The organism is Ruminococcus albus 7 = DSM 20455 (genome assembly GCF_000179635.2).
Taxonomy (GTDB): Bacteria; Bacillota; Clostridia; order Oscillospirales; family Ruminococcaceae; genus Hominimerdicola; species Hominimerdicola alba.
In genome coordinates this window covers 2,408,863-2,421,562 of record NC_014833.1, presented here as the reverse complement: position 1 = coordinate 2,421,562, position 12,700 = coordinate 2,408,863, and the positions used below count along the sequence as shown (strand labels likewise).

Annotated in this window: 13 protein-coding genes, 1 pseudogene and 1 riboswitch; of the genes and pseudogenes, 8 read left to right on the top strand and 6 right to left on the bottom strand. The window is 44.9% G+C overall.

Annotation, left to right across the window (positions count from 1 at the left end; genetic code table 11):
- Positions 1-52 precede the first annotated feature (52 nt).
- Genes thiE through thiS form a run of 6 tightly spaced genes read right to left on the bottom strand, consistent with a single transcriptional unit; the run spans position 53 to position 4,162 of the window.
- Positions 53-685, bottom strand: coding sequence for a thiamine phosphate synthase (gene thiE, locus RUMAL_RS10945; RefSeq protein ID WP_013498803.1), 633 nt, complete (start codon positions 683-685; stop codon positions 53-55).
- The gene (locus tag RUMAL_RS10940) at positions 678-1,283 is read right to left on the bottom strand and encodes a thiamine phosphate synthase (protein WP_013498802.1); all 606 of its coding nucleotides are present in this window, start codon (positions 1,281-1,283) and stop codon (positions 678-680) included. The genes thiE and RUMAL_RS10940 overlap by 8 nt, the downstream gene beginning before the upstream one ends.
- Entirely contained in the window at positions 1,276-2,526 is a 1,251-nt protein-coding gene (thiH, locus tag RUMAL_RS10935) for a 2-iminoacetate synthase ThiH (RefSeq protein ID WP_013498801.1), read from the bottom strand. Before thiH ends, RUMAL_RS10940 begins: the two co-directional genes overlap by 8 nt.
- A 12-nt stretch (positions 2,527-2,538) precedes the next feature.
- Positions 2,539-3,312, bottom strand: coding sequence for a thiazole synthase (locus tag RUMAL_RS10930; RefSeq protein ID WP_013498800.1), 774 nt, complete (start codon positions 3,310-3,312; stop codon positions 2,539-2,541).
- A 19-nt stretch (positions 3,313-3,331) separates the two neighbouring features.
- Complete coding sequence (gene thiF, locus RUMAL_RS10925) at positions 3,332-3,967, bottom strand: sulfur carrier protein ThiS adenylyltransferase ThiF (RefSeq protein WP_013498799.1); 636 nt, start codon at positions 3,965-3,967, stop codon at positions 3,332-3,334.
- Positions 3,968-4,162 carry a sulfur carrier protein ThiS gene (gene thiS, locus RUMAL_RS10920; protein WP_013498798.1) on the bottom strand — a complete coding sequence of 65 codons (195 nt, stop codon included), beginning with the start codon at positions 4,160-4,162 and terminating at the stop codon, positions 3,968-3,970.
- 50 nt (positions 4,163-4,212) lie between these two features.
- Positions 4,213-4,321, bottom strand: a riboswitch (TPP riboswitch).
- 215 nt (positions 4,322-4,536) lie between these two features.
- Here thiS and RUMAL_RS21355 point away from each other — a divergent pair.
- From RUMAL_RS21355 to RUMAL_RS10875, 8 genes and pseudogenes are all read left to right on the top strand, one after another.
- Positions 4,537-5,187, top strand: a complete 651-nt coding sequence (locus tag RUMAL_RS21355; protein ID WP_242843386.1) for an ISAs1 family transposase — start codon at positions 4,537-4,539, stop codon at positions 5,185-5,187.
- 83 nt (positions 5,188-5,270) lie between these two features.
- Positions 5,271-6,145: pseudogene (locus tag RUMAL_RS21350) on the top strand (IS1595 family transposase).
- Between the two features lie 51 nt (positions 6,146-6,196).
- Positions 6,197-6,685, top strand: coding sequence for an ISAs1 family transposase (locus tag RUMAL_RS10900; RefSeq protein ID WP_272868105.1), 489 nt, complete (start codon positions 6,197-6,199; stop codon positions 6,683-6,685).
- Between the two features lie 91 nt (positions 6,686-6,776).
- Positions 6,777-8,300 carry a TerB N-terminal domain-containing protein gene (locus RUMAL_RS10895; protein ID WP_013498797.1) on the top strand — a complete coding sequence of 508 codons (1,524 nt, stop codon included), beginning with the start codon at positions 6,777-6,779 and terminating at the stop codon, positions 8,298-8,300.
- Entirely contained in the window at positions 8,297-9,613 is a 1,317-nt protein-coding gene (locus RUMAL_RS10890; RefSeq protein ID WP_013498796.1) for an ATP-binding protein, read from the top strand. Before RUMAL_RS10895 ends, RUMAL_RS10890 begins: the two co-directional genes overlap by 4 nt.
- 23 nt (positions 9,614-9,636) lie before the next feature.
- Complete coding sequence (locus RUMAL_RS10885) at positions 9,637-9,819, top strand: hypothetical protein (RefSeq protein WP_013498795.1); 183 nt, start codon at positions 9,637-9,639, stop codon at positions 9,817-9,819.
- Positions 9,806-12,073 (top strand): DEAD/DEAH box helicase, encoded by a 2,268-nt coding sequence (locus RUMAL_RS10880; RefSeq protein WP_013498794.1) that lies wholly within the window; start codon positions 9,806-9,808, stop codon positions 12,071-12,073. Before RUMAL_RS10885 ends, RUMAL_RS10880 begins: the two co-directional genes overlap by 14 nt.
- Positions 12,074-12,191: 118 nt before the next feature.
- On the top strand, positions 12,192-12,683 hold the full coding sequence (locus RUMAL_RS10875) for a flavodoxin family protein (RefSeq protein ID WP_013498793.1): 492 nt from the start codon (positions 12,192-12,194) through the stop codon (positions 12,681-12,683).
- The last annotated feature ends 17 nt before the right edge of the window (positions 12,684-12,700 follow it).

Genomic DNA, 12,700 nt, shown 5'->3' with positions numbered 1-12,700 from the left:
TGGTTTTATATAGCGGCAGGCAGGTGGTGCCCCCAAGCTGCCGCTGTTTTGATTATCTGAAAACTTCCTGAGAGAGTTTTTTCAATTCTCTGCATTCAGTTTCAATATTCTCTGCAGCGAATATTGCTGATACAAGGGCAGCACCGTCTGCACCGCAGCCTTTCAGCTCAGTCATATTCGACTTGCTTATTCCGCCTATAGCAGTTACAGGTATATCGACCGAAGCTGCTATCTCGCGCAGCTGTTCATTGGTTATGCGTATAGCGTTTTTCTTTGTGGTGGAGGGAAATACCGCTCCGACCCCCAGATAGTCTGCGCCTGCTGCCTGTGCGGCTTTTGCCTGTTCTACGGTTTTTGCAGTCGCTCCTATGATGAAACCGCTGCCGGCTTTTGATCTTATCTCCGCAACAGGTGCATCCTCAATACCAACATGTACACCGTCCGCGCCTGAAGCTATGGCAGCTTTGTAGTTATCGTTTATTATCAGCGGTACACCGTATCTGCTGCATATATTTTTGACTTTCTTTGCTTCCTCTATGAGGCTGACTTCATCAAGTCCCTTTTCGCGCAGCTGAAGTATTGTCGCGCCGCCTTTTAGGGCTGCCTCTATAGCTTCATAAAAGTCACGCTGACCGATCGCACCGCGGTCTGTTATGGCATACAGCGTAACATCTACATTAACCATTCATTACACCTCTTAATCTATCCATAAATTCGGACACATTTTCCGCCTGCATGAAACTGCTCATAAGGCAGATGCCGTCTGCTCCTGCTTTTATGCATTCAGCAGCATTGTCCGCTGTTATACCACCTATTGCATAAACGGGCAGTTTAACAGTATTGCAGATCTCTTTGAGAAAATCCGTTCCTCGTCCTGCCAGACCCTTTTTGCATTCGGTCTCAAAAATGTGTCCTGCAATGATGTATCCTGCGCCAAGTGCAACAGCTTCTTCTGTATCTTCTTTTGAGTGGACCGATGTGCCTATGATATCGAATACTGCTTTATCTTCAGGTGTAAGTTCACGAAGGATATGCAGCGGAAGATGTATTCTTTTTATTCCTTTTTTCAGAGCCGTATTCCGGAAACTGTTGACAGCAAAAGGTACTTCATATTTTCTGCATATCTCCGCTGACTTTTCTGCGAGAATACTATACTCATCTTCCCGCATATCCTTTTCACGAAGTATCACCATATCAGGTTGCGCAGCTGCGATCTTTTCCAACTGCACTGAAAAATCTACGCGGCACAGTTTCCTGTTTGTTATGCAGATGATCTTACACATACAGATAATCGTTCAGCACAGGCTGCAAGCCCTCAGCGGACATATCCTTGTACATGGTATCAAAGCTTCTCGTATCTGCTATTTCGAATTGCTCATCGCCCTCGTTATCGTTTTCCTTGCCGGTGTACTTGCTTTCATGGTCACCTATACCCGTGGAAACTCCTGCGGATATCTTGGTGGCTGCGATCTTCACTATACCGTCACGGAAACTTTTGGTTTCACGGGAAGATACTGTTATACCTGCAAACGGCAGGAAAAGTCTGTAAGCACACAGTACCTGACAAAGCTGTCTTTCACCAACATCCATGTGGTCTATCTTGTCATTATTTACTATCGGGCGAAGTCTCGGACATGAGAGGGATATCTCAGCGTGAGGATACTTCCTCTGCAGATAGTACATATGCAGTCCCGTAGCCAGTGCGTCCTTTCTGAAATCGGAAAGTCCCAGCAGCGCCGAACCAGCAATACCACGCATACCGCCCATTAGTGCTCTCTCCTGTGCTTCAAAACGGTAAGGCCATACGCGCTTGTGTCCTGCAAGGTGGAGAGTTTCGTACTTGACATTATCATAAGTTTCCTGAAAAACGGTGACATAGTCCACTCCGCATTCATGGAGATATTTGTAATCTTCCACGTTCACGGGATATATCTCAACGCCTACCATACGGAAATACTTCCGCGCCAGTTTGCAGGCTTCACCTATATACTTTACATCGCTCATGCTCTTGCTTTCGCCTGTGAGGATAAGTATCTCCTCCATGCCGCTGTCTGCAATTACTTTCATCTCATGCTCGATCTGTTCCATGTTCAGTTTCATACGGCGGATATGGTTGTAGCAATTGAATCCGCAGTATACGCAGTAATTCTCGCAGTAATTAGCGATGTACAGCGGTGTGAACAGGTAAACCGTATTGCCGAAATGCTTTCTGGTCTCAACACGTGCTCGCTCAGCCATCTGTTCAAGGAAAGGTTCTGCAGCAGGAGAAAGCAGTGCCTTGAATTCCTCAACCCCGATAGTCGTTTTCTGTAATGCGCGTGAAACATCAAGTGCTGTATATGCATTGTAGTCGTAGCTGTCGAACTGTGTCATTACCTTTTCGAGTATATCACTTTTTATCTGCTCCTGACCTTCCATATATTTCATGTGGTCGGTACGGCAGGAGGGATCATTTTCAAGCTTGTGCTTGCGTTTTAATGCTTCTTCGGAAAGTCCCTCGGAATCAAACAGAAAATTATTTTCCATCGTATCCACCCCTTAGTCTCTCAGAAATCCAGTAAGTGTATCGGAAGGCGATGCACCTCTTACAAGCACTCGTCCAAGACCCGAAAGGTAAGCCTGTCTGCCTGCTTCTATGGCTTTGCGGAAAGCGTCAGCCATCATCGGCAGATCGCCGGCGGTTGCCAGCGCAGTGTTTGACATAACTGCAGCAGCACCCATCTCCATAGCCTCGCAAGCCTGTGAAGGTCTGCCAATGCCTGCATCAACGATTATAGGCAGGTCTATTTCATCTATCAGTATCTGTATGAAATCCTTTGTTGCAAGACCCTTGTTTGAACCGATAGGCGAAGCCAGCGGCATTACAGATGCCGCACCTGCGTTAACAAGGTCTCTCGCAGTGTTAAGGTCGGGATACATATAAGGCATTACTACAAAGCCTTCATTTGCCAGAATCTCGGTGGCTTTTATGGTTTCTGCATTGTCGGGCAGAAGATACTTGGTATCGCGCATGATCTCTATTTTAACGAAATTTCCGCAGCCAAGTTCTCTTGCAAGCCTTGCTATTCGGACAGCTTCTTCTGCATTTCTTGCACCAGAAGTGTTAGGCAGAAGAGTAACGCCCTCGGGGATATGGTCAAGTATGCTCTCCTGATCTTTAGTATTTGCACGCCTTACAGCAAGGGTAATGATCTCTGCACCGGCATTCTCAACAGCTGCTTTTATAAGCGAAAGAGAATACTTTCCGGAACCGAGTATGAATCTCGAATTGAATTCGTGTCCGCCTATGACGAGTTTGTCATTGTTTATCATTTATATCGTCCTTTCGTTTTCAGGCTTCGTCCTTGCCTGATATTATCCTTAGTACCATTGTAGCCTGATGTGCCGCGCATACTGCAACTCTGGCTGATATAAGCCCCAGACCTTCGTTCACATCGCTCTTGCCGTCACCGCATAGCCAAAAATTCCGCGCTATCCTTTTGGTGACAATGTTGTTCGCACTTCCAAGTCCTGCCATTCCCGAGGCTGCCACCAGTTTTTTATCGGGGAAGTTTTCAAGCACCGAATTTACCAGCATAGCTTTCTGTTCGGCATTGTCGAAACATTCACAGACTATTGGAAAATCTGCCAGAAGCACAGGGATGTTTTCTTCGTCGAGCTTGACCGACTGAGATGTTATATCACAGTAGGGTGCTATTTTTAAAAGTGTATCTTTCAGTGCGTCTGCCTTGTACTGTCCAAGCTGTTCGGGAAAATACTGCTGACGGTTCAGGTTTGAGATATCTACCCTGTCAAAGTCTATCAGATGTATCCTGCCGAGCCCTGCACGTGCGAGGCTTATTGCAACATTAGAGCCTAGTCCGCCCAGACCGCAGATCACTACTGCCGTTTCCGAAAATAGTTTTTGCAGTTCTTTTCCGTGACGTTCTTCAAGTGCGGCATACATTTCTTCTTTTGATGGGATCATCTAGCCGCCTCCAACAAAGCTGACTACCTCAACGCTGTCGCCATCCTTGAGTACAGTGCTTTCGTACTGTGATTTAGGAAGTATATCCAGATTCAGTTCTACTGCTACGCGCTTTGGATCGTAGCCGTTATCGTTCAGCATTTCGGTAACGGTCTTTCCCGCGAGTTCATGCTGTTCGCCGTTTAACTTTACCATTTACATCCCTCCATACAAAAAAGGGGACTGCACGCAAAAAACAGTCCCCCGAATGATCGGTATCATATTCCCTACGTTGGCATTATCCAAATCAGGTTATGGGTCGATAACTCGGTCGCTATCCTCTCAGCCTGTATACAAGCTCCCCTTATTTTATTTCAACGATAGATATTATACCACTCTTCATGAAAAAAATCAAGTATTTATCGGGATTTTTCGGAAATTTTTTTGATGTTTCATGTAAAAAATCTTTGCTGTCCGTTGAAACGTACACGGAAATCAATTTTCAAAACAACCACTCTCAAAAGTCACAATCCAATTACAAAGTGTACAAAATACTGGACATAGCGGCAACTGGGTGCTATAATATAAGCATGGATAATGGAATAACCGAGTATTTTGAGGATGTTGAACTTTATGAGGAATATGACGGTTATTTTTGCAGCGTTCCCGATATCATCACAATAGCGATCCTTGGCAGTATCTGTGAACTGCGAAATGTTCATCAGATACACCAGTGGGCGGCAAATGACAGAGTAAGCGAATTTTTGAAGGAAAAATTCGGAATCGGTCATGTCCCTTGCTATTACTGGATATTGAGCCTGCTTAAATACGTCAAGCCTGAGTCTCTCAACCGCTGTTTTGCGGATTGGGTCTATTCATTTATGCCCGAAAAATCGAGAGATATGACAATTTCTCTTGACGGAAAAACTGTTTGCTCAACACTCAAAATGGACAAGATCGAAAGCCCTTTGCACATTATCAGCGCCCAGATATGTGAGCTTGGATTGACTCTCGCTCAGCGTTGTACGGACGACAAAAGCAATGAAATAACTGCGGTGCAGGAGCTTCTGAAAGAATTGAAGATCAAGGGAAAAATCGTTGTTGCAGATGCCCTAAACTGCCAGAAAGAGACTGCCGGGATCATCATAAAACAGAAGGCGGATTATTTGCTTTGCGTTAAAGATAATCACCCTAATCTGAAAAAAGATATCATGGTTATCCCTTTAACACACCACAGATAATTTACAATGCTGTCCAAATAAACAGACCTCAAAACTCAGAAAATATAGTATAATAGTGACAGAAACCGAAGGGAGCTGTCGCTATGTCAAAAAGATTTCCGAAACCTGAGATCACACTTGATGGGATATACTCAAAGTTCGCAGATGAAAGCTTTTGCAAGGATTTTCTGCTTGATATCCGCTTTGAAAAGGGTTTTGCCTGCCCGTTTTGCGGTGGCTCTGAGTACCGCAGGATAAGGTCACGCCATCTGCTGCGATGCAAGTTCTGTAAAGCAGATATATCCGCCACAACGGAACTTTTATGCACAGAACACATATTCCGCTCAGACTGTGGATAGTCACCGCATTCCTCATTATGAGCAACAAATGCAGCGTTTCTGCTGTTACGCTGATGAGGTCTTTGGGGGTGACCTACAAGACTGCATGGTACATCCTTCATCGCATCAGAAAAGCTATGAAATGCCGTGAAGAACGCTATTTGCTTGACGGGATCGTTGAACTTGATGACACGTATCTCGGTGCTCCGACTCACGGTAAAAAGCGTGGCAGAGGAACTGAAAAAGTCAAGATGATAGTAGCTTTGTCAAAGAACGCAGCAGGAAATCCCGAGTACGTTAAAATGAGCGATGTGCCGAATTTAAAGGGTATAACTGTTGGTAGATTTGCCAGGGATAATATCCGCGCAGGCTCGAAGATCGAGAGTGATAATGCTCGAAGTTACAAGAAACCGTTGGCACAGAAATACTTCCATGTTTTTGAAACATATGATCCGACAAGCGGTCAGCTGAACTGGATGCATAAAGTTATATCAAACTTCAAAGCAATGATCATGGGAACTTACCACGGAAACGAAAAGATCCACACAGCGTTATATGCTGCCGAATACTGCTACAAATTCAACCGTCGTAAGCTGGGAAACAGTGCGTATTTAAGGCTTTTGGCTGCTTTGGTGCAGTGATCTTACTTGTGGTGTGTTAAAGGGATAACCATAAAAGATATTGAGGATTTTGTGCAGGACGATCACCTTAGGAGTACAATGCAGACGGTCTCAAAGACCGAAAAAAATCATGGCAGGATCGAAACACGGACAGCGTTTGTAACAACAGATATTGGTTGGCTGGAGCAGAAAAAAGAATGGAAAGGCTTGAAGTGCATAGGAGCTATACACAGCGAATCTACGACGAAAAAAGGCAGAACAAGTGAATGGCACTATTATCTGTCGAGCCGGGAATTAACGGCTGAACAGCTTTTGCATCATGCGAGAATGGAATGGTCGGTAGAGTCTATGCACTGGCTGCTTGATGTGCATTTTGAAGAGGACTGGTGCAGAGTCGAGAGCAAGGACGTTCAGCAATGCCTGAATATGTTCAGAAAAGCTGCGATAAATTTAATCAAGAACTTTAAAAATCGGAACAATTCTAAAGCTGCCATATCCAAACTTATGTTTGAATGTCTTATGGAGCCGCAGATGATTTCGAGGGTGATTTTTGAAAATTGATTTCCGTGGAAACGTACAGCCCGCACTTGAATTTGAAAGCGGTTTGTGTTATAATAAAATAATAACTTGATTTTCGGTTGGAGGTGGGCGCGTGAAGAATATCGATGATCTTATCGAATTGATAATGGGTGACCCGAAGATACGTGAGAGCAAAACACTCGGAGAAAAAGTCTACCGTGATGAACCTATACTCAAACGCGCTTCACAGCTTGTACGTGATATTGTACCCCCTAAAGATAATACTCCCGCTCAGCTTATGGAGATGCGCAGAATGGTCTATTCTCCCGAAGCACAGTGGCGCTCAAGAGAATGGCTTTTCGGCAAACAGGGCAGTTTCATGGCATACTTTGAGGACGATTTCGAGAAAGATGTTCCCTTTGAACACTATTTTCCCACCTATAATGATATGACACTTCCTCAGCAGAGAACTTATTTTTCCTGGAGAACTTGTGCAAGGCGTGGTGAATACAAGGAAATAAGCCTTTCCTATATTTTTGTATATGCTTATGAACTTTTAAATCTCATCGGTGTCAAAACTCCGCAGGAGGGTTATGACAGGTTGAAAGCCCTGCTCGATGAGTATGGTGATTCCCAGCCAAAATTGAAAAGATTCCTTTCAATATGGCTTGATGATATGGTAGTTTATTACGGGCTTGATATCACTTTACTGAAAAATGGAGATATTCTTGAATTTGATAATGCACTTGAGGTCATTCGTGATGCAGATGATCATTCTGTGGATGAAGTCTTTACAGCCCTTAACAACGTGTCCTCGTATAATGCTGAAAGGTCCGCTTTTTACAAGGCTTACCCCGAAGACTTTCGTACCGTGGCAGTACGCAGTTTTAAAGCTTTTTCCGAGTATTACGGTTCTCACCGTAAAAAGACACTGTTCGAGAAGTATTTCGGTAACAGTGTCATAACAGTACATCAGATGTTCTCATCAGCCGTGTTCTGTCATTTCCGATCATCACCAAATACCTGTGTGGTCATAGACGATGTGCGCAGATGTTTTTACAGAGGCGGTGAATGGTTCACAGAGGGATATTCGGGCAAGCCACACGGCAACAAGCAGGTGGGCGACTTTTTACGCGCTGTTGACAGCATAATGCGAAACGGATTTGATTTCAAAAGCAAGCTGCAGACTCCCGATATCACAAAGCAGCTTTCAAAGATTATAAACGAACAGATGACCATACTTCAAGATGAGAAAAGACAGGCGGAGAAACTTCGTGTGGATATCGACCTTTCTAAGCTCGGAAGTATCCGCCGCGCCGCTGATATCACGAGGGATAAGCTTATCGTCGATGAAGAAGATCTTGAAGACGATATAATCCCTCAGCCTGATATGCAGGAAGATGTTCCCGAAGAGAATGTTCAGAAAAATACCACTCCACTCGACAGCGGCGAGTATTCATTCATGCAGGTACTGCTTTACGGCGGTGATCATCAGGCGGCTGCTAGAAGTGTAGGTTCTATGCCCTCTGTTATGGCGGACAGTATAAATGAAAAACTTTACGATATTTTTGCTGATACGGTCATTGAGTTTGACGGCGATACCCCTGTGATAATAGAAGATTATGAAGAAGAATTGAAAGGAATGATACTTCCATGAAGATACCCAAGAGGATAGCGCAGGCTGTCATCAATTCCCTTAAAGGCGGAGTTGTGCCAAGAATAGGTCTGCCTTATATCACCGTGGGAAGAGAGGTCGAGATTGACGCTTTGCTTCACGATGTTGATATAATCGAAGACGGAGGTGCTTCATTCAGGTTCATAGTCGGCAAATACGGCAGCGGTAAGAGTTTTCTTTTGCAGACGATACGCAGCCATGTCATGGACAGGAATTTCGTTGTGGTGGATGCCGATCTTTCCCCGGAAAGACGTCTGCAGGGTACTAAGGGTCAGGGTCTTGCAACATATAAGGAACTTATCCGTAATATGTCCACAAAGACGCGCCCTGACGGCGGTGCTCTCACTCTCATACTCGACAGGTGGATAAGTGGTGTACAGGCGCAGGCGGCTTCAGAAAGCGGACTCGATGTATCCACTCCCGAGTTTTCTTCTGCTGTTGAAAAGAAGATATTCGAGGTAATAAATGCCCTTAACGAACTTGTACATGGCTTCGATTTTGCAAAGCTTTTAACGATATACTATCGTGCATCTGTATCGGGTGATGATGAACAGAAAGCGAAAGTTGTAAAATGGTTCAGGGGCGAGTATGTAAACAAGACGGAAGCCAGAAGCGAACTCGGCGTTAATATCGTTATCACCGATGATGACTGGTATGAATATATAAAACTTTTTGCCATGTTCCTGAAAATGGCAGGTTACAGCGGATTACTTGTGCTTGTGGACGAACTGGTTAATATCTACAAGATACCTAATGCAATAACCCGCCAGTACAACTATGAAAAGATACTAACAATGTATAACGATACTTTACAGGGCAAAGCCAAGTATCTGGGTATCATTATGGGCGGCACTCCTCAGTGCATCGAGGATACCCGCCGCGGTGTGTACAGCTATGAAGCACTTCGTTCGCGTCTTGCAGAAGGTCGCTTCGGACGTGAGGGCATACGCGATATGCTTGCGCCTGTCATACATCTTGTTCCGCTGACTTATGAAGAAATGCTTGTGCTGACCGAAAAATTAGCCGATATACACGCTCAGCTTTTCGGGTATGAACAGCGCATCACGCAGGAAGATATGATAGTTTTCATCAAGACGGAATTCGGGCGTATCGGCGCTGACAGCCACATAACTCCGCGAGAGGTGATACGCGATTTCGTTGAACTGCTGGATATAGCATATCAGAATCCTGTACTCGAGATATCAGATTTCATATCATCTGGCGGTATGGAGTATTCAAAACCTGCCGCAGAGGAAGAAACTTCCGAAAGTGATTTTGCGGAGTTTGAGATATAGGTGTGATAAAAGCAGGGTAAAACATGGGAAAAGGTAATATCCACAAACACATGACCGAGGAAAACGGCTTTGACCGCCATTTTGCTTGCTGGTGCAATAACCATAACAAGGTCTGGCACAGGGAGAAGGTCCGTCAGCGCAGAAGATTCCGCAGAAAACTAAAAGTACAGCTTCTAAAGGAAAGGGCATATAATGAACGTTTTTGACCGATATGCACCATTCGTGCAGGATTTTATATACCGCAATAACTGGGAAAGCCTTCGTGCTATCCAGGCTGCAGCTGGTGATGTTATATTCAATAGCGATGATAATCTGCTGCTTACAGCATCTACCGCGTCCGGTAAGACTGAAGCAGCGTTCTTTCCTATACTTACATTGTTTTCGGAGGATATGCCGCGCTCAGTCGGAGCTATATATATCGGTCCGCTGAAAGCTCTTATAAACGATCAGTTTTCACGTCTTAACGATCTTTGTGAGGACGCAGGCATACCTGTATGGCACTGGCACGGAGATGTTTCACAGTCACACAAGGCACGTATGATGAAGAACCCATCGGGTATACTTCAGATAACTCCGGAATCCCTTGAAGCCATGCTGATACGTCGTCATTCGGCGCTTACTAAGCTTTTCGGTGATCTTAGATTCATAGTTATTGACGAACTTCATTCGCTTATGCGCGGTGACAGAGGCGGACAGACTTTGTGTATCATCGAACGTCTTTGCAGACAGGCAGGTGTAAATCCACGCAGGATAGGACTTTCAGCTACTATAGGTGATCCCCGGGCAGCGGGGGAGTTCCTCTCATACGGAACAGGCAGGCGCACAGCTGTCCCGAAGATAGAAGCAAAGGGCACTAAATGGCGGCTTTCTATGGAACATTTCTATATCAGCAATGTTCAGGCTGCGGATGGAAAGCAGGCGCAGAAAGCTCTGCCGGTACTTGAACAGCCAACGGACAAAGCTCCCGAAAATGCCGACCCCGGTATCGGATACGTCTTTGAACACACCCGCGGTAAGAAGTGCCTTGTATTTGTAAATTCCCGTGAGGAATGCGAAGCTGTGACCACTACTTTGCGTTCATATTGTGAAGTCAAGCATGAGCGCGACCGTTTTCTCATCCATCACGGAAATCTGTCTACCAGCTACCGTGAAACTGCCGAGGCTGCCATGAAAGACGATGATGTTTTTATGACGACTGTCACTACAGCCACACTTGAACTTGGCATAGATATCGGCAGACTAGAACGTGCATTCCAGATAGATGCACCCTTTACTGTATCATCATTTCTGCAGAGAATGGGTCGTACAGGCAGACGCGATCTTCCTCCTGAAATGTGGTTCGTTATACGTGAAGATATGCCTGATCCGCGCACCATGTTACCATCTACAGTTCCGTGGAAACTTTTGCAGGGGATAGCGTTGATACAGGTTTATCTTGAAGAAAGGTGGGTCGAGCCCCCAAGACTTGACAGACTGCCATTCAGCCTGCTCTATCACCAGACCATGAGTACCCTCGCATCATGCGGAGAGCTTACTCCTGCGCAGCTTGCTCAGCGGGTGCTAACGCTCAAATACTTTCATCGTATATCGCCTGATGACTATAAAATTCTTCTGCGCCACCTTATTGAGATCGACCATATCCAGCGAACAGATGAGGGTGGACTGATAGTTGGTCTGGCTGGTGAGCGTGTAGTCAATAATTTTCGTTTCTTTGCTGTTTTTCAGGAGAACGAAGAGTATACTGTCAGGTGTGAATCTCAGGAACTTGGAACTCTCGTTATGCCTCCGCCTGTGGGTGAAAAGATCGCTATCGCAGGTCAGGTGTGGATTGTTACTGAGCTTGACCATAAGCGGCATCTTGTATTTTGCGAGCCTGTTAAGGGTAAAGTTCCCGCGTACTTCGGGGATTGTCCGGGTGATATCAATACAAAGATACTCATGCGTATGAAGCAGGTGCTTTGTGAGGATAAGTCCTATCCATACCTTATGAAGAACGCTGCCGCAAGACTTGCCCAGGCAAGATATTCTGCAAGAAATTCAGGTATAGTCTGCGAAAACCTTATAAATTTAGGCGGAGATATGTGGGCTCTTTTCCCATGGCTGGGGACTTACTCTTTCTTTGCACTTGAACGCTTCCTGAACGTAAGATGCAGGGAAAAACTGCGTATGCGCGGTCTGGACAGCTGTAGACCGTATTTTATACAGTTTACCATGGCTGCTGACGAATATACTTTTTTCAGCACGCTTCGTGAAGAAGCATCACGTCCTATCGATCCTATGGAGCTCGTATATCCCAAGGAAGTCCCGATGTTTGAAAAGTACGACGAATATCTTCCTGCTGAACTTGTGCGCAAAGGATTTGCATACGGCGTACTCGATATCGACGGTATGCTTAGTGCAGTGAACAGTTGGTGTGACAGATTTTTCGGTAACAATACCAAGGAGTTGCCATGTCAATAAGTCTGTAACAGATATCTATACATACTGACCCGGTATGGTATGTCTTCGTTTAAGATCCTTTGTGTTATCAGGTATTAATATCTGAAATATAAAAATATTATGAAAAGGAGTATGTTTTATGAAAACTGCGATCGTTTATTTTTCCCTTAACGGCAATACTGAGTATGCTGTAAAAAAGATAGCGGATCAGACTGGGGCGGAGCTTATTCCGATACATCCTGTGAAAGCTTATCCTGATACTCGCTTCAAAAAGCTTATATGGGGAGGAAAAAGTGTTATTATGGGTGAAAAACCCAAACTACAGCCGTATTCATTCAATGCCGAAGATTACGAGCTTATTGTTTTTGCAACTCCCGTATGGGCTAATACTATCGCTCCTCCTCTGCGTACATTTATTGAGGAAAATCTTACATCTCTCAAAGGTAAAAGGTTTGCTGCAGTTACTTGTTTCACTGCAGCCGGCGGCGATAAGACTATCCTCAAATTGAAGGGATATCTCGGCATTGAAGATGTTGAGGCTGAACTTTATCTTGTTGATCCTAAGGATAAGCCCGACCCCGCTAACGAACAAAAGATAGACGAATTCTGCAAAAAGCTGAATGCTTTGTAAAATCTTGCATAATTATA